Below are 17,189 nucleotides of genomic sequence, written 5' to 3'. Positions count from 1 at the left end.
CTGTGTTCGCCCCAGTCGCCGACGAGAGAAACTTCTGTACATGGATATGGCTAAGCTAGCTGAGGAGCATGGGCTCGAAAGAGTTGGCGGTCGGCCGTCACTGCCTCAGTACATCAAGCAGCTGATCACTCGCAGCGACTTCACTTACACTCTCGCCAAGTACCGGATGCAGAGCGAGAACGAACGCAACCGCCTCGGAATGCTCTGGGTGCTACTGCGGCCAGCGTTCTCCGCGCTCATCTACGGCACAGTCTTCGGCTTCATCATGAAGGGCGCCACCGCGCGCCCGGACGACTTCGCACCCTTCGTCATCATCGGCGTCTTCGTCCTCGAGTTCTTTAACACCTCGATGAACGGTGGTGCGAAGTCGATCATCTCGAACGCATCCCTTGTGCAGTCTCTGCCGTTCCCGCGCATCGTTCTGCCCATCGCCACGGTGTTTCAGAACCTGCTGAACTTCATCCCCACCTTCATCTTCATGGCACTCCTTGTCATGCTGTGGGGGGCGAGGCCCAGCTGGGACTGGTTCCTCTTCATCCCACTCGTCATACTGTTCTGGATCTTCAACCAGGGCGTGGCCTTCATCTTCGCGAGGGCCACTGTCCATTTCCGTGACCTCTCCCAGGTCACTCCCTTCATTTCGCGGATGATCTTCTACACCTCCGGTGTCTTCTTCGACCTCAAGGTCATGGTTGAGAAGATCAACCCCGCTCTGCAGCCCTACGCCGATTGGCAGCCGTTGAACAACGTGTTGGCTATTGCTCGCGGAATCCTCATGAAGGATGGCGTCATCCCCTACGACTACTTCTGGCACCTGGCCATCTGGGCCTTCGGCATCTTCATCATCGGCTTCGTCTTCTTCTGGCAGGCCGAGGAGAGGTTCGGTCGCGATGAGTGACAATGACGATCTCGAATCCAATGACGTTGTCTACGACACCGGCAGTCTTCCCGACGTGACGAAGAACCATCCGCCCGTTGTGGTCTGCGACGACGTTCACGTCCGCTACAAGACCTTGGCGACGGGCAAGAAGCTCAAGCTCGGCAGCAAAGACGTGATGACTAAGCGGCGCGGACTTCGCGAGGTCCATGCCCTCAAGGGCGTCAGCTTCGTCGCCCACAAGAATGAATCCATCGGTGTCATTGGTTCCAACGGTTCCGGCAAGTCCACGCTGATGCGTTCCATCACGGGACTGACGCCCACCTCGGAAGGCGCGATCTACGCGACCTCGAGGCCGAACCTCCTCGGCGTCGGCGCAGCGTTGATTCCTGATCTCTCCGGTGCGCGCAATATTGTTCTCGGTTCCCTGGCACTGGGGCTGACCCGCCCCGAGGTGGAGGAGAAGTTCGACGATATCGTCGAGTTCACCGGACTGAGCGATTTCATCGATCTGCCGATGCGCACCTATTCCTCGGGCATGTCCCAGAGACTGAAGTTCGCCATCGCGACTTCGGTCCAGCACGAGATCCTCATCGTCGATGAGGCACTCAACGTCGGTGACAAGAAATTCCGGGACCGTTCCGAAGGTCGAATCCGTGCGATCAGAGAAAACGCCGGTACGGTCTTCCTTGTCTCGCACTCGATGCGCACGATCAAGGACACGTGCAACCGTGCGCTGTGGATCGAGCAGGGTGTCCTGCGTTCCGACGGTCCGGCGGCCGACGTCATCAAGGAATATCAGGCCTTCACAAAGTCGCAGAAGGACTGACTCTGCTGTGAATGCTGGTAGGTGCCCGGTCGTTTGGCCGGGCACCTACCAGCATTCACAGCTCGATTTGAGACCAGTCGTCATCTCCTTCCCGAATGTCACCGTTGCCATTCTGCACGAGCTGTGAATGAACAAACTGGTCGAAATTGGGAGAGTCGATGGACAGATCACCGATATTCGAAGTGCGGACGACCATTCCTATATATCTGACGGTAACGTTTTCGAGAGGCTCAGTGTCGGCCGACAATTCATCACATTCTGCTTAGACGGTCTAGATGGCGGAGCACCTGGCCTGTAAATACGACAATTGTCGAATTGGGCGCGACCAGGTTTTGACGACTGACTGATGACGTCAAGGAATCTTTCTGCTTCGATGAGTGAAGGTGCCATCGAAGACGAGGCACACGAACTTGTGTCCCACAGGAGGAACAGAAGAATGCGTAGCCCAAGAGTCGCGGTCGTCGGAATCGGTTCAATGGGGAGCATGGCGCTCTGGCAGTTGGCGAAGGCGGGCATCGACGTAGTTGGTTTCGAACAGTATGGACTTGCCCACGAACGGTCGGCCGCGGGCGGCGAATCACGTATGTTTCGCACCGCCTATATGGAGGGAGCCGATTATGTTCCTCTGCTCAAGACCTCTCGCCGATTGTGGCAAGAGCTCGAAGCTGAGACTGGGCAGAACCTTCTCACACTCAACGGTGCCCTGATGATCGGTCCCCGTGAAGACCCTCGCATTGCCAATGTCATTCGCTCGGTAGAAGACTTCGAGATTGATCATGTAGTTCTCGACCGCGCCGAAACGATGGCTCGTTATCCTCAGCATCGGCTCGAGGACGGAGAGATTTCGGTCCTCGATCGCGAAGGAGGCGTGATCCGACCAGAACTGGCTGTCCTCACCGCGGCCGAGCGCGCGGCGGCTTTGGGCGCGACGATCCATGACCATACGCAGGTCGAAGCGATCGACGAAAAACCTGCGGGCGTCCAGATCACTGCGGGTGGTAAAGTCCACGAATTCGACAAAGTGATCGTCACGGCGGGGCCCTGGACTGCCCGCGTCTTTCCCCAGTTTTCCGCTCATTTGGTGTCGAAGAAGATCGTGATGACTTGGTATCTGTCAGATCGGCTCCACGAGTACACACCGGACGCCTTTCCGGCTTTCGGGAGGGTCGGCGGAGAAATTCAGACATTCGGTATTCCTTCATTGGAAGGAACGATGACGAAGATCGGCAGTGTGAACACCTTCGGCGACGTCGTCCTCCCCGAGCAGCTGCACCGGGATGTCGACCTGGCCGAACTCGACGCAATCAACAGAGAGGTTGCAAGGTGCCACCCCGGACTGCGGACCACCCCGTCCCGGGTATCCGTCCACATGGATGCCTACACCAGCGATGAACATGCGCTCGTCGGACCCGTCCCCGGAAGCAGTCAAGTATTCGTTCTCGGCGGCTATTCCGGCCATGGATTCAAGATGGCCCCCGTGATGGGCGAAATCGCAAAGGACCTGGCCATGTCAGGCTCGACTTCACACTCGATCGGGCATCTCTCTCCTGCCCGATTCTCGGCATGATTTTGCTGTTCTCCTACGCTCAAAGGATCAGAAACCACTGATGAAACGTCGACAACTGCTCGCATCGGCCGGTGCAATTGCACTCGGTCTGGCCGCTGGAGGATGCGCTAGCTCGGACGATGATGGTGCGCTCATTCTCCGCGTAGCTGGTCAAAACAATGACGAGCATCCGAACACCACCGAATTGCAGAAGGTGGCGACGACGGTCGAGGAAGGGACGTCAGGCCGAGTTCGAATGGAGATCTACCCGAACAACCAGCTCGGTGACTACACGCTGATGTATGACGAGCTCGGGCAGGGAACCATGCACATGGGGCTGATCTCGACCCCGACCAGCCTCGACAATCGACTTGAGATCCAGTTTCTGCCTTACCTGTTCACGAACTACTCGGACGTGTATCGCTACTTTACACTCGACTCGCTGCTCGGACAGCAGCTGAGGGAGATCCATCGTGCTCAGGATATCGAACTCCTTGGGCTGTTCGCAGAAGGTTTCGGAGGCATCGCGACTAACCGCCCCGTGTCTTCGCCGGCAGAGATGGGAGCCGACAAGGACGTCATGTTGAGGGTGCCCGAGATACCGATTTCCGCAGGGCATGCGAAATCGATGGGATTTGGCACGGTATCGATGGCATATGCCGATGTCTATCAGGGGCTACAGACGGGAGCTGTAGACGGTTGGACAGGTGGACATCCGTTGGTCAACTATTTGCAGTTCAAGGACGTCATCACCCATTACTACCAGTACAACAACATGTTTGAAGCGACCCATCTACTGATCAATCGCCCCACATTCGAATCGTTGTCTCCAGCAGATCAGGTGGTACTCAGGGAGGCTGGGAAGACAATGACCAAAAACAGCTTCGAGATCTCGAAGGATGCTGAGGAAACCTACCGGAAAAAGATGGCTGACGAGGGTATCGAGGTGGTTGAATTCGACGATGCCGACCTGAAGAGCTTCGCCGAGGACGCTCGGAAGTCCGCATGGTCGATCCTCGGCGACCCCGGCCAAGTGAAGATGATCGAAGAACTCTCGACCGAGATGGGCTTCGACTACACGCCCCCGAGCGCGTGAGGAAGGGCTAAATCAATGACGACTTTTCTCGCCTCTGGAGCAAAAGGTCTAATCTCTGCACAGCGATGGATCATGTTCGTCTGTTGCGCCTGCGTGATCATCGGCCTCTTCGCACAGGTCATCCTTCGCTATGTATTCGAGACGACGATGCTGGGCCTGAGCGAACTCATCCTAATCCCGACCCTCTGGATGTACTTCATCGGTGCTTCGTACGCCAGTGCTCAACGGACCCACGTTTCCGCCGATGTCCTTCAGTCTTACATTCCGAATAGGCGGGTAAAAGGGGTCATACGCACAGTAGTTGCGGTGATCAGCCTCGCCATCGGATTGATCCTCAGCTGGTGGGCCTTTCTCTATGTCGAACATGGTCTCGCCCGTCCCAAAAGCACCTCGGTGTACGAGATTCCACTTATCACGGTGCAGGTGGCGGTACTCGTTGGATTCGTACTGATGACGTTCTACACCGCAGTGAATCTCTATTCAGAGATCACTGACCTCCGCGCGGGATCCGCCGAGCAGTCTGAAGCAGTCGATGTTGAGGTTTCCGCGGAGGGCATCAATGCCTTCGAAGAGAAGGAAAGCTGATTGTCTATGCTGCTCCTCGGTCTCATTCTTCTCATCGTTCTTCTTGCCCTTGGCGTCCCGGTCGTTTGGACGTTCCTCGGCGTGGCGGTGTTCCTCGTCCTCTCCCTCGGGTATGACCCGAACTTCCTCCTTCCCTATGGATTCAGCCAGCTTAATTCGACGTTGCTGTTGGCTATCCCGATGTTCATCATCGCCGGCAAGCTCATCGAAAAGGGCGGAGTCGGCGATGTCATCGTCAAATGGGCCGAAGTGTTACTCGGTCGCATCACAGGTGGTCTAGGCGTTGCCTCGGTTTTGGCCTGCGCAATCTTCGGTTCGATCTCCGGTAGCGCCCTCGCGGCGCTGTCGACGATCGGTTCGATCATGTTCGGTAAGCTACATCGAGCCGGGTATCCGCGCGGCTTCGCTGCGGCGTTGCTGGCTAATGCCTCCATCCTTGGTCTGCTCATTCCTCCCAGCGGGATCATGATCCTCTACGCGTGGTTGGCCAACGTCTCCGTTCTTGCCACTTTCCTGTCGACGCTGCTTCCGGGCATCATTCTTACGGTGCTGCTTAGCGTATTCACCTTGGTATACATGCGTGCCGATTTACGTCAACAGGTGAAAGCAGGCACGAAAGGGCGCGCCGTTCTTGAGCCGGTGCCGGCAAAGCAACTTGCGCGGACTTTCGGGAAGCGCACGGTGACTGGAATTCCCGCGCTCCTTCTGCCGGTAATCATCCTCGGCGGCATCTACAGCGGCATTCTCACTACCGTTGAGGCAGCTGTTGTGGCCGCGATCTACACGATCCCGTTGGGTTTGTGGGTCTATCGTGAGCTCAAGGTCAGAGACCTAAAAGATGTGTTGGTCGAGGGCGCTGCGACCACCGGTGTTGTGATGATCATGGCCTATTCGATGATGGTGCTGTCGCGGATCTTCACCATGGAAAGGCTGCCAGATGCCATCAGCTCGGTACTGCTCTCCATTTCGGAACAGCCTGTCATCATCCTGCTCATGATCAACCTCTTTATCGTCATCCTCGGAATGCTCATCGACGATGTCAGTGGGGTCCTCCTCGTCACCCCGATCCTATTGCCCGTCGCGGTGGGGATCGGCGTCGACCCGATTCACTTCGCAGCGATCGTCGGTGTGAACCTCGGCATGGCCAATATCACCCCGCCCACGGCACCCTTGCTGTACTTCGGTTCGCAGCTGGGACGGGCACCGATCAATGAAATGATGAAGCCAACTCTGCTGATGATCGCCGTCGGCTGGATTCCCACTCTTGGGCTGACGACGTTCGTTCCGGAATTGTCACTCTGGCTGCCGGAGCTGGTCCTCGGATACACCCCGCAATGACACGTCAGTCTTCGAAGCGGTCGCGCAGCTGGAACCACAGATGAATGAGTAGCCGGTCTCTACCTGACCTTAGGTCGAGACCGGACTGCTTCTCGAACTGTTTAATCCGGTAGTAGACCGTTGCACGGTGGAGGTGCTGTTTTTCTGACACTCGCGCGGCACCGCCCGCAAGGTCGAGGTAAGCGGAGACAGTGTCGAGTATTTCTGGACTGATTGTTCGGATCGTCTCGCGAAGTAGCGGGGGGAGTTGCCCTGCCGGTATCGTTTCCGGCACAGCAGAATCGAGAAAGGCATCCAGCGGCTGGTCTTCCCAAAGAATGAGGGGCCTGCCCTGGCGGATTCCGATGCGAATGGCCGAGAGCGATTCACGATAGGCGAAGCGGACTCCTTCGAATTCCCGCTGAGCCCCGACACCCCAATGCAGGGCACCACAGTGATCGGGCAGGTGAGCCGAAGCCTGTGTCCTGATGGATTCGCAGGCGCGGACTACATCGTCGTGTGATGTCTCCGGCAAAAGTTCAAGTAGACCGAAACCATGCGTGCGACCAGTCGCAGAGAAGACCTGCGAGCGATACCGCTGTTCGGCGTCAGCCCAAGCATGGCGCAACCCCTGTCGTTCCTCGGCAGACAGCTCGGCGGAGTCGCCGCGCGCTGTGGCGATCGCCAGGACTGGACGTCCAGAATTGAAGAGATCCTGTGAGTGGAGTGCCTCCGTGGCCATATGCCGCGACGTTTCGCTCCCAGAGACAAGATCGTGCAGCACACGTTCGAAGTCAGCTTCTTTTATTTTGTCGTCGGAGGTCGACATGAGCTTCGAAAGATGCTCAGCCGCCTGAATGCAAGCGTTGTGATCCTCTTCGGAAAGCGTCGCTTTGTGGATGATCCAAATCACCCCGACCAGTCTGTGCGATGAGCGGATCGGCACGAGGAGTCTGTCGCGGTCGAATCCGTGATCATGCGTTGCCGGGATGCAGATCGGTTCGCGCACCTTCTCCAAGTTCATCGACATCACGTACTCGCGGATTGGTGCGATTAACTGGCGCTCGGAGATGGAACGCAGTCGCAGCTGGTCCTCGTCACCGAAACGGTGGGTGCTGTGCGAAAGGTAGTTGAGTTCAGCATCGTCGACGGCGACGCTGCGTTGAATGCGTTCAGCAAGGTCTTCAACGACCTCAAGAACCGGGTCTGCAATGAACATAAGCCGAATCTACAGTGTCGGCCTCCCCGAGCTATACGTGTGGGTGCCCCCTCAGCTCCACACGCCCCGAGTGTCATGCACGATCTTCTGGGCAAGCAGCGTTCGGTCCAGGCGAACGAATTCGTTGTGGTCGACGAGCAGCAGCACGATATCGGCGGCGCGAACTGCTTCGTTCATCTCCGTCAGCGTCACGTTCTCACGCGCGTCCAACTCGGAAGGCAGTTCCTCGATGTTGGGTTCGACGGCCATGATGTTCGCCTGTGGGAGCTCGTCTGCGAGACGACCCACGATCTGCCTGGCAGGGCTCTCCCGTAGATCGTCGATATTTGGCTTGAATGCCAACCCCAGTGCTGCGATCTGCACATCGGCAATGCGCTTAGCCTGGGGCAACAGCTTGTCGAGGACGAAGTCCGGCTTCGCGTCGTTGACCTCGCGGGCGGTCCTGATCAGGGAGGAGCCTTCAGGATCTGTGGCCACGATGAACCAGGGGTCGACGGCGATGCAGTGGCCACCAACTCCGGGACCGGGCTGCAGAATGTTCACCCGAGGGTGGTGGTTGGCCAGACGGATGAGCTCCCACACGTTGATGTCGAGACCGTCCGAAATCATCGACAGCTCGTTGGCGAAGGCGATGTTGACGTCGCGGTAGGCATTCTCTGTCAACTTCGCCATCTCTGCCGTCCGAGCATCTGTCATGAGGAACTCGCCCTCACAGAAGAGCTCATAAAGTGCACGCGCTCGTTCGCCGGCCTCACCGTTGAGAGTGCCGACGATGCGGTCGTTGGTGCGCAGCTCGATCATGATGCGCCCCGGCAGGACGCGTTCGGGGCAGTGGGCGAAGTAGATCGACTGGGCGCTGCCAGGCTTGAGCGTGAGGTCCGGACGAGCGGCGAAGATCGTATCGGCGAGGAACTCGGTGGCACCGGGAGGCGAAGTCGATTCGAGGATGATGAGCTCATTGCCTTCGAGCAGCGGGGCGATCTGCTTGCCCGCGGTTTCGATGTAGGACAGATCAGGCTTCTTGCCATCGGTGAACGGCGTTGGGACGGCAACGATGTAGTTATCCGCGTGCGGAGTCACCGTCGTCGCCTGGAGGTAGCCCTGGGAGACGACACCGGCAACAGTCGTCGCCATATCGGGCTCGACGAATGGCACCTGGCCGGCGTTGATGACGTCGACGGCATCCTGGTTGATATCCACCCCCACAACATCCGCACCAGAGCTGGCGAGGACCGCGGCAGTCGGCAGACCGATGTAACCGAGACCGATCACTGCGACCGAAGGGCGGTTGTTGAGGGCGATGGCGTTCATGGATGGTGCTCCAAACTGTTGCTGAACAGATTCTGATGCTACCCGAAACGCAGAATGGGCAACTACATCAGAATGGTCGACAGAAAGGCACTTCGAGTGGCGATCCGGACAATAGTGAGTGAACGAGCGGCAAAGGGTCGATAATCGCTGCGAGATTGCGCGACAAACGTGATGGGATAATGGAAACTATTCGTCCGTGAACCCTACGGCGCCCCCAGTTCTCTTGACCAGGAGTGCTTTTGACCCCCACAGTCCTCACTGTCTTCGGCACCAGGCCGGAAGCCATCAAGGTGGCGCCCCTCATCCGCGCCATCGAAGCCAGCAGCTCCCTGCACTCCCTCACCCTTGTCACCGCCCAGCACCGGGAGATGCTCGACCAGGTCAACGACCTCTTCGGCATCGTGCCCGACACGGATCTCAACATCATGTCGCAGGGCCAGACCCTCAACGGCATCGCCTCACGCGTCATTGCAGAACTCGACACCGCGCTGGCAGAGAACACACCGGATGCCGTCCTCGTCCAGGGCGACACGACGACCGTGATGGGAGCCTCGATCGCGGCGTTCAACCGCGGCATCCCCGTCATCCATCTCGAAGCCGGACTGCGATCGGGCAATCTGCACAGCCCGTTCCCCGAAGAGGCGAATCGTAAGCTGACAAGCCAACTCTCAGCGCTCCACCTCGCACCGACCCCGCGTTCGCGCGACAACCTCCTCACCGAGGGCATCAGCCCCGCCGACGTCGTCGTCACCGGCAATACTGTCATCGACGCACTCCACCTCGCCGTGGACATGAACGTGGCACCGATAGACCCGATCGTCGCAGACTATGTGGCCGCCGACCGGCCAAAGCTGCTGGTCACCACCCACCGCCGGGAGAACCTCGGTTCGGCAATGGAGAACATCGGCGATGCCCTGGCCGAACTTGCACAGGCGCAGCCCGATCTTCTCATCCTTCTGCCCGCCCACCGCAACCCTCTTGTGCGCGAAGCTGTGCTTCCGCGGGTCGAGAAGTTCGACAATGTCCTCGTCACGGAGCCACTGTCCTACGGTGAGTTCACGACGGTCATGGCCGCATCCGACGTGGTCCTCACAGACTCCGGTGGCATTCAGGAGGAGGCTCCAAGTCTCGGTAAGCCGGTCCTCGTCATGCGCGAGAACACCGAACGCCCCGAAGCCGTCGATGCCGGTTCCGTGAAGCTGGTCGGAACCGACAAGAATCTCATCATTGCCGAGGTGGCCCGACTCTTCGATGATTCCGTGGCCTACGATTCCATGGCCAGAGCGGTGAACCCTTACGGTGACGGGCGTGGGGCAGCACGTTCCGTAGCCGCGATCGAAGCACTGCTCGGAGTCGGTGAGAGAATCGATGAGTTCTCACCAGTCGCCGTATTCGCCGACTGACTGGCCAGACGATGGCAGTTGAGGCGCGCACAGTCCTCGTCACCCGTATGGGTGTCGGAATCTTCGACCCCGCCTGGTGGAGGACCCGGCTCGGGCTCTTCAACTGCATCACCGCCCCCAGCGTCGCGCACATGGGGGATCGGGACCTGATCTGGGCAATCCTGGTCGATTCAGATCTTCCGTGGAACATCCTCGGCGACATTCACGACGTATTCGATGCCCACGATCTGTCGGAACGGGTGCGCTTCCACTTCGTGCCTGATCACTCTCGGCTCAGCGATGCAGTCCGCGAGGCGATACGGGCAGAGACTCACCCCCGTTGTCGCGTGCACGCACAGATGCTCGATGACGACGACGCGATTTCTGCCCGGCTCCATGACGCGCACTTCGGGGTATTCGAACACCCCAACGGCGCGCAGGTTGCTACTACTCCTCGAGGACTGGGCATTGACGCGCCACGTGGAATCTGTGGTGAACTCGTCTATCCCAGCCATGTTCCGAATTCCTCGTTCTTCGGCTTTGCCGATGAGGTCGGCAACCTCATTCTTTCCTCACATCGGAAGTGGTTGCGAACGGCTGTCCAACGAGGCGGGCAGGCCCATAGTGTCGAATCTCGAACCGATGACTGGCTCTATCTCTACCACCGTCAGGGAGATGGGGAATACGATTCCAGAATCGCTCGATTCGGTGATTCGATGCGTGCTCTCGAGCAGTCGGACCTCGACCCATTCGGAATCGACCTCGATGCGTTCCAAAACAGTGTGCGTGATCATGAGTCGACCCCCGCGACGATGGGGCTGACCTGGCGGCGCACCCAGCCCCAGCAGTACGAGCTTTCTGACCTGAAGAAGCGGGCACAGGACGTCAAGGAGAAGTGCATTCGGATCAATTCCGACATCTTCGGTGACTCCGAACCATTCTTCTATGTGCGCTCCCCACTGCCGGACAAACGCATGAAGCCCGGTCGCAGAGTGTTCCTCGGTGTCGGTACCCCGGGGACCCGCATCGAGCTCTGGATACGAGGGAACAAAGACTTCAAACAGATGGGCACAGCAGTATGCGATGCCGAAGATGGCTCATGGTCAATCGAGCAGGGTTTTCGCGCCTCCCGGTGGAGCATCGAACTGCGACAGTTCAATGGTGATACCCCGGTGAATACGCTCTCCTACCCTCTGTACGTGGCCTAAGGACGCTCTCCGGGGAAAGCCCCGCAGATGACCTCTTCGAGAATCTGCCCTAGCTGATCACGCGGCGGCGGAACGTGTCCTTCGCCGGCGTCGACGAGCAGCGAAGATACTCGATGGTCCTTGGGCAGGGCATCCATGAACGGCGCATAATGGTTGTCCATGTGATCGCTATCGCCTGAGTTCTGCACATAGACCACCACATTGTCGACCGGGTTCTGATAGAGCCCACGAACATCAGTGCAGACCGGAATCTCGTCGAGAGCCGATCCATCCCATGCATAGCTCAGATATCGATTGACGATCGCAGGCACATACGCTCCGATCATTGTCTGCGGATTGACCGGGACAGCGATGGAGCCAGGGAACTTCGTCGAATAGAACAGTGAGGCGAATCCGCCTCCGGAGGCACCGAAGAAGATGAGACGCTGCTCGGGCGCTACGAACTTGGAAATGATTGCAGCCAGATCATCCTGCAACTTCGGTTGGTGCTTATTGCCGGCATACCAACCAAGCTTCAGTCGTTGGTCGACATAAAGGGACGGGTCGCTGACGAAGAGGCGGTTCGCCTTGAGATGTTCGGAGAACGTCGCTCCCGAGAACAACGGAAACCGTTTGACCGCCTTCGTGATCGCTGGATGGAAGAACACGACCGTTGTGTCAAAGCCTCTGTCGTCGAACCGCAGGTCGACCGGCAGGCCGCCGACTGCGATGGTGTAGGTGCTCGATTCTGCTGGGACTGGTCCAGCGAAAGTGTCGACAGACTCGAACTCATGATGTCCCTGAGCAGGCACCGACCGCATCGACAATGCACCGCGGACACGGTCCCGGACACTCGGCAAAGCGGTGTTCAGGAGAGCTTGCGCCTCGTCGGAGAATCCCGAAGCTACGAGGTGTTCCATGAGCCTTGCTCTCAACTGTGAAGTTGTCCGAGACGTTCCGCGAAAACGCAGGGCCCGTGAGAATGCACGAGTGGAGTTCTGGACTGGCAATAACGCGGCTGATTCAGTGCGAAATGATTCGACGAGCCCAGCTCGCTGAGTGTTCAGCACCGGTGAGTCATAGAGATCGAGCAAGCCCACTGCGGAAGCAACACTGACCACGTCGTCAACCGTTCCCAGCACCAGGTCCTCGGTTGGACCCGCGTCGAGGAGTTCGCCGCCTCCTGCAGTGATCAGTCCGTACTCTCCTGAGTGAGTGGGTGCGGCAATGACCGGGCTGAGACTGTCCGCACGTATAGAGATGAGGCTCTCAATGATGTCGGGGACAGCAGTTGCGGACGACGCCAACAAAACCGGGACGACGGGCAGCAGCTGGATGGCAGGGAGCACGGAACGCAGTGAACGAAGAGCGTGTTCTCCATTGCCGATCTTGATTGTGAGCACGTCGTGGTGGATGCCGATCGGTTCGCGATCGAGCGCTGTGATCAGGTCCGGCAGCCAGCCGGTGTCGGGAACGGAAGGTGCTCCTTCGCGTTCGCAGTGATTGTCAACAGGGGCGAGCACCCCAGCCTCGGACACAGGGCCCTCGCTCATTCGTACCTGACCGTCATCAACGACCTCGAGACAGAATCGGCCGCGACTCGAGGCGGCAGGATCAACACTCGCTGGGATATCACAGATTTCGGCCAAGCGGCGTCTCTGCCAGGGTTTCGCTCCAGACGACGCTCCGTGGTCGGCGAGGAGGCGAGCAGTCTCAACATGACCCCGGGCGCTGAGCACAAGTGACACAAACCGCGCACGGTTCGATGAGCCTTCGAGAACAGCACAGCGGAACAGGACCCGGCACGCAAGACTAGACCACGAGACATCGCGGAGCTCTCCAGAGATCTTCTGCACGGCGAGGCTCAGGTCGGCATTGGGTTCGGCCATGAGCTCGTTGGAGCGTTCGAGTGCCGTGACCAACGACACCTGCGTCTGGTCCGTGTCACTCATGAGCTGATGACACCTCACTCAACATCTGGTTGATCTCTGTGATGGTTCTCGACTTCGGCAGAGGATTATGTCCTCCAGCAGGGTCGGCATACATAGAAACGTCCACTCGTTGCCCGGTAGGCGCGGTGCCTGCTCCCAGTTCAGTCACGAGAGCCGGCAGCTGTTTGGCCGCATCGTTCTGGCTGGCGGTGTTGAGGAGGTATTTGGTCCGTGGAACATTCTCGAATTCTCCAAAGGCACGAGCCGCCGATGTTCTGTCGGGGTAGGCTTTCGTGACCTCCGCAGCTGATCGGCCATGATAGGAAGTCTGGCAGATTGCCTGAACGTTCTGCCGTGCGTAGAGCGTCCAATCTATCTGAGCATTGTTCACCAGTGCGCAGGACCCGAAATCACGGGCGGCGACCTGGAGCGCCTGGAAGCCTCCGGCGCTGCTGCCGTAGTAGACGCGCTTGGATGAGGCCACCCCCAGGTGCTCAGCCACGGAGAAGGCGGTCTGCGCCATCGCCGGAATCGCATAGGCGCCAGGTTGGCCCTGCCCCCAACCGATGGAGATCTGGTTATCGGAACGCAGGGTCGGATCGGCAAGGAAGAGGACATCAGAGTCGATGTCATGAACCCAGGTGCTGCGTTGGAAGATCTCCGCCGGATTCTTCGCCTTCTTTCGGCGAACAGCGCCATTGAACGCAATCAGCAGGGCTCCGGTGGATTCGGGGTGACTCCACAGCATTGCTGGCACTGTGACTGTGCCAGCAAGGAAATCAAAGCGTTGGAAACACCCGGGACGACGTGTCACAGGGTCGCCTGGCATGAGCGTTCCGAGCTTTTCGACGGGAGGCGCTGTGACTTCTTCAGCCTCAGCCATGTGCCGTTGAGTGGAACGTGGCGAGGTCCGGATCCGTCCATGTGGACTTTCCGTAGAACCGCGTCAGATGACGGATGAGCGCCCGACATGCGGCTTGGTCCTCGGGTGCGACGAAGTCGAGCTTCTTGACGAACCACCCCTTGACGAAGGGCTCGAGTCGTTTCGCGTTGTAGTCCTCAAGCAGCCCCACATCCCGCAGCCAGGTGGCACGGTGCTCCTCCAGCGGCAGATATTTCTCATAGAAGCGGGGGCCGATGGCGTTGACCGTGGAATTCGTCACCGCGGCGTAGTAGGTGTGGATGGCCGTGTTCGTCAGGCCGATTCGATTGGCATGGAAGAGCATCTGCTGGAAGAAGTACGAATCCTGTCCCACAGCACCCACTGGCTGGTAGATGCCCAGGCTTTTGAGCCATCGGGTATCAGCGACGAGGGCCTGGATGCTCATCGGCTGGAACTTCACCCGCGAGAGTGCGTTGTCCCCCAGTTCCCCGTCCTCGCCGACTACGGGTTGCAGGATGGGCGCGTTCTTCACTGTGATGCGTTTGTCTTTGAACCGCACCATGTTGCCGATGGCGAACTGGTAATCGTTGTCTTTGACCATCGCGAGGAGCTCGGCGAAGCCGTCGTTCGTCTGTTCGTTATCGGGGTCAAGGTACGTCACATACGGGGTGCGTGTGAGCTCGAGGCCCTTGTTCCGCGGTCGGGAGGCACTCCCTGAGCCACCGGGCGGGAACCGGTGCACTCGAACGTTGGGATAGGCGCGATCGAGTTCGTTAAGGATCGCCACGGTCTCAAGATCGGTCGATCCGTCATCGATGAGGAGCACCTCGGCACGATCGAAGATCGAAGATCGGCGAAGGGATTCGAAGCACTTGAACTTCAAATGCGGGCCGTTGTTGTACACGGGCACGACGATGCTGATCTCAGGCTCAGCCGAGACCGTGATGGATTCGACACGATCAGCAATGAGATCGGAGGCAATGGCCAATGCCGCACGCGGCACATCTTCAATCTCGCCGAGGCGGGTCCCCTGCCGTGCCCACGTGGCCCGAATCTGCCGGTTGTCGGCTTCGGACCCGGACCGTTCCGCACGATCGGCGTACTCAAAGAGGTCGTCAGCCGAATCAATCGGGTGAATGAGAACCTCGTCGACATCCGAATACCGAAAGGCGTTGACGGCGTCCTGGACCAGGTGCGGGCCGGCCCATGCGCTTCCCGCAAGATCAAGAACGACGTCACCGTCGGGCCCTGCCGCATGGCTGTCACCCACGGTGTCGAGGCTCTCCACTTGACCCGCATAGGTCTGAGTGGCGCGAAACTCCTCGAACTCGTGAGCCGAGAGTCCCGTGACGTAGACGGTGTGCTCGGGTGCACCACTGCTCAGGCCCATTGCCTCGGCGATCGTATCGATCCGGTCGAACGCGGTGTTGTCGGTGAAGGCATGTCGGATGCCCGCCACCTGTGCCTGCCGGATGCTCGACCGGGTCAGTGCCTGGTAGGTCTGCTTCATGTCGAGGACACTGTCAGGAATGCACACCTGTGGGTGGAGCGAATTCATCCCAGCGTTGTAGTTGGACACGATGTAGGTGCCCATCGCCTGGAGCTCGATGACGCGGTTGGCGTACATACTCTGGCTGGCCGTGACCGAGTTGAGGTTGATGCTGACCGGCAGCAGCCGCTGCAGACCCAGCAGCACTTCATGATCTAACGGGCGGTGCAGATGCGGAAGGTAGCGTTCTGGAAAGAGGTAGCGTTCGGGATTCGCGAAGCGCTCGTCATCAAGTTCCAGGTTCCGGTCGACGATCGTGAGATCGGCACCGGCCTCGAGCAGCCCATCGAAGATCCGCAGGGCGGCTGATTTCCGCTCCGGATACTTGTGTTCCAACCAGGAACCCGCGAACACGAATTCTCGTTCCTGATGGCGCATGCACCCAAGCGGATTGTGATGAACATAATTGACTGCGAACGGTAGTACGGAGACAGGCACTTCTGGGCCGAGGTAGCTGCGGTATCTGGGGACACATTCGATCGCGCTCGTGAACACATGATCGGCAAGCGTCGCCAGCGATGCGAATCGCGCGTAGTTCGGCGGATCCTCTTTCGAGTAGAACGCAATGGGGATTCCGCGTTCCCGGGCCAGGGGCACGATTGACGTCTCCAGCGAATACCTAGCAGGCGAACCGGACAAAGCAACGTTGAACCATTCGTCGTCAAGCCCACGCCAGGCCGAGGTGATGAGCAGGAGGTCGAGCTCTTCCATCTGCTCCTCACTGCCGTCGGGGTCGATCGGCACGAAATGCGCGGCATCTTTGAGCGAGTCGAAGAGGAAGCGGTCGGCGATGATGCCGATTCGCAGATCACGTCGAGTGTCCCAGCGCTGCCCGGTAACGACCGGCAGTTTCTGTGACTCCGCGATGAGGCTGGAGATCTTGTCCTCGACCGGGCCTGCAAACGATTCGTAGCGCTCGAGATACTCGGCCCTGGTCCTTGCCTGAACGAGGTACGGGTGGTGACCTAGCAGTCCGTCGAGGAAGTAGCCGGAGTTCGTGTGGTCGCGGAGGGCCTTCTGCGATGTCCGCAACGACTTGAGTTCTTGGACTCGCTGACCGATCTGATCCTGCCTGCGCTTGACCTCTGAGTCCTTCACTTGACAGCCCGTTCGAAGCGAGCGCCGCTGCCGTGTGGACGTCGCAGTCTCCAATAGGCCCGCTGGACTCGCATGGCCTTCGACTCGAGGAGGCGCTCAAGGCGTTCCGTCACCGAGGCGAGCTTCGCGTCCCGCCTCGCCACTTCGGACCTCAACCGAGCGATTTCCTTCTCACGCTTGCGGATGCCACCGAGCAGCTTCGACTCACGATCGTAGGCTGTGAGGAGTTCCTGCGTGAGATCAACGTTTGACTTCGACGCTTCATCGATGATTGCGGCGACATTGCGACGGACGACATCGATACCCTCGGTGTTGTTGCTAGCGATTTTCAAGTGGGCTCCAGATTGCGTTCCACTGCGGATTCTTCACAGCTCACAGC

General features: G+C 58.9%; 14 protein-coding genes. 8 read left to right on the top strand and 6 right to left on the bottom strand.

All coding sequences use genetic code 11. The features are described from left to right. Positions 1-40 precede the first annotated feature (40 nt). From FO013_RS16765 to FO013_RS16740, 6 genes are all read left to right on the top strand, one after another. Positions 41-898, top strand: coding sequence for an ABC transporter permease (locus FO013_RS16765; protein WP_143923692.1), 858 nt, complete (start codon positions 41-43; stop codon positions 896-898). After that, on the top strand, positions 891-1,706 hold the full coding sequence (locus FO013_RS16760; protein ID WP_143923691.1) for an ABC transporter ATP-binding protein: 816 nt from the start codon (positions 891-893) through the stop codon (positions 1,704-1,706). The genes FO013_RS16765 and FO013_RS16760 overlap by 8 nt, the downstream gene beginning before the upstream one ends. Positions 1,707-2,142: 436 nt before the next feature. Beyond that, complete coding sequence (solA, locus tag FO013_RS16755; RefSeq protein WP_186293171.1) at positions 2,143-3,273, top strand: N-methyl-L-tryptophan oxidase; 1,131 nt, start codon at positions 2,143-2,145, stop codon at positions 3,271-3,273. A 40-nt stretch (positions 3,274-3,313) separates the two neighbouring features. Then, the gene (dctP, locus tag FO013_RS16750; protein WP_143923689.1) at positions 3,314-4,348 is read left to right on the top strand and encodes a TRAP transporter substrate-binding protein DctP; all 1,035 of its coding nucleotides are present in this window, start codon (positions 3,314-3,316) and stop codon (positions 4,346-4,348) included. Positions 4,349-4,363: 15 nt separating this feature from the next. Next, positions 4,364-4,933 (top strand): TRAP transporter small permease, encoded by a 570-nt coding sequence (locus tag FO013_RS16745; protein WP_143923688.1) that lies wholly within the window; start codon positions 4,364-4,366, stop codon positions 4,931-4,933. A gap of 6 nt (positions 4,934-4,939) precedes the next feature. After that, a complete protein-coding gene (locus tag FO013_RS16740; protein WP_143923736.1) occupies positions 4,940-6,271 on the top strand; it encodes a TRAP transporter large permease in 1,332 nt (443 codons plus the stop codon). 4 nt (positions 6,272-6,275) lie between these two features. On the opposite strand, the gene FO013_RS16735 is transcribed toward FO013_RS16740, so the two are convergent. Together FO013_RS16735 and wecC are read right to left on the bottom strand one after the other, a co-directional pair. Further along, positions 6,276-7,469 carry a PucR family transcriptional regulator gene (locus tag FO013_RS16735; protein ID WP_143923687.1) on the bottom strand — a complete coding sequence of 398 codons (1,194 nt, stop codon included), beginning with the start codon at positions 7,467-7,469 and terminating at the stop codon, positions 6,276-6,278. Between the two features lie 51 nt (positions 7,470-7,520). After that, the gene (gene wecC / locus FO013_RS16730) at positions 7,521-8,780 is read right to left on the bottom strand and encodes a UDP-N-acetyl-D-mannosamine dehydrogenase (protein WP_143923686.1); all 1,260 of its coding nucleotides are present in this window, start codon (positions 8,778-8,780) and stop codon (positions 7,521-7,523) included. Positions 8,781-9,019: 239 nt separating this feature from the next. Here wecC and wecB point away from each other — a divergent pair, with 239 nt between their 5' ends. Together wecB and FO013_RS16720 are read left to right on the top strand one after the other, a co-directional pair. After that, positions 9,020-10,183: a non-hydrolyzing UDP-N-acetylglucosamine 2-epimerase gene (wecB, locus tag FO013_RS16725; protein ID WP_143923685.1), complete on the top strand. Its 1,164-nt coding sequence runs from the start codon at positions 9,020-9,022 to the stop codon at positions 10,181-10,183. 11 nt (positions 10,184-10,194) lie between these two features. Then, positions 10,195-11,370 (top strand): glycosyltransferase, encoded by a 1,176-nt coding sequence (locus FO013_RS16720; RefSeq protein ID WP_143923684.1) that lies wholly within the window; start codon positions 10,195-10,197, stop codon positions 11,368-11,370. Here the strand turns inward: FO013_RS16720 and FO013_RS16715 are convergent. From FO013_RS16715 to FO013_RS16700, 4 genes are all read right to left on the bottom strand, one after another. Further along, the gene (locus tag FO013_RS16715; protein WP_143923683.1) at positions 11,367-13,301 is read right to left on the bottom strand and encodes a hypothetical protein; all 1,935 of its coding nucleotides are present in this window, start codon (positions 13,299-13,301) and stop codon (positions 11,367-11,369) included. The two genes, FO013_RS16720 and FO013_RS16715, sit on opposite strands and share 4 nt — an antisense overlap. Continuing rightward, a complete protein-coding gene (locus FO013_RS16710) occupies positions 13,294-14,028 on the bottom strand; it encodes a hypothetical protein (protein ID WP_143923682.1) in 735 nt (244 codons plus the stop codon). The genes FO013_RS16715 and FO013_RS16710 overlap by 8 nt, the downstream gene beginning before the upstream one ends. 127 nt (positions 14,029-14,155) lie before the next feature. Further along, complete coding sequence (locus tag FO013_RS16705) at positions 14,156-16,810, bottom strand: glycosyltransferase family 2 protein (RefSeq protein ID WP_143923681.1); 2,655 nt, start codon at positions 16,808-16,810, stop codon at positions 14,156-14,158. Then, complete coding sequence (locus FO013_RS16700) at positions 16,807-17,142, bottom strand: hypothetical protein (protein ID WP_143923680.1); 336 nt, start codon at positions 17,140-17,142, stop codon at positions 16,807-16,809. The genes FO013_RS16705 and FO013_RS16700 overlap by 4 nt, the downstream gene beginning before the upstream one ends. Between the last annotated feature and the right edge of the window lie 47 nt (positions 17,143-17,189).

Source organism: Brevibacterium aurantiacum (assembly GCF_007558825.1).
Classification (GTDB): Bacteria; Actinomycetota; Actinomycetes; order Actinomycetales; family Brevibacteriaceae; genus Brevibacterium; species Brevibacterium aurantiacum_A.
Note: the sequence above shows the minus strand (reverse complement) of the source record. Positions and strands in the feature narration are given on the sequence as shown.

What these genes read in the sequence shown, in the direction of transcription:
- FO013_RS16765 (WP_143923692.1), top strand. Translation starts at nt 41, where the DNA reads ATGGATATGGCTAAGCTAGCTGAGGAGCATGGGCTCGAAAGAGTTGGC.
- FO013_RS16760 (WP_143923691.1), top strand. Translation starts at nt 891, where the DNA reads ATGAGTGACAATGACGATCTCGAATCCAATGACGTTGTCTACGACACC.
- solA (WP_186293171.1), top strand. Translation starts at nt 2,143, where the DNA reads ATGCGTAGCCCAAGAGTCGCGGTCGTCGGAATCGGTTCAATGGGGAGC.
- dctP (WP_143923689.1), top strand. Translation starts at nt 3,314, where the DNA reads ATGAAACGTCGACAACTGCTCGCATCGGCCGGTGCAATTGCACTCGGT.
- FO013_RS16745 (WP_143923688.1), top strand. Translation starts at nt 4,364, where the DNA reads ATGACGACTTTTCTCGCCTCTGGAGCAAAAGGTCTAATCTCTGCACAG.
- FO013_RS16740 (WP_143923736.1), top strand. Translation starts at nt 4,940, where the DNA reads ATGCTGCTCCTCGGTCTCATTCTTCTCATCGTTCTTCTTGCCCTTGGC.
- FO013_RS16735 (WP_143923687.1), bottom strand. Translation starts at nt 7,469, where the DNA reads ATGTTCATTGCAGACCCGGTTCTTGAGGTCGTTGAAGACCTTGCTGAA.
- wecC (WP_143923686.1), bottom strand. Translation starts at nt 8,780, where the DNA reads ATGAACGCCATCGCCCTCAACAACCGCCCTTCGGTCGCAGTGATCGGT.
- FO013_RS16720 (WP_143923684.1), top strand. Translation starts at nt 10,195, where the DNA reads ATGGCAGTTGAGGCGCGCACAGTCCTCGTCACCCGTATGGGTGTCGGA.
- FO013_RS16715 (WP_143923683.1), bottom strand. Translation starts at nt 13,301, where the DNA reads ATGAGTGACACGGACCAGACGCAGGTGTCGTTGGTCACGGCACTCGAA.
- FO013_RS16710 (WP_143923682.1), bottom strand. Translation starts at nt 14,028, where the DNA reads ATGCTGTGGAGTCACCCCGAATCCACCGGAGCCCTGCTGATTGCGTTC.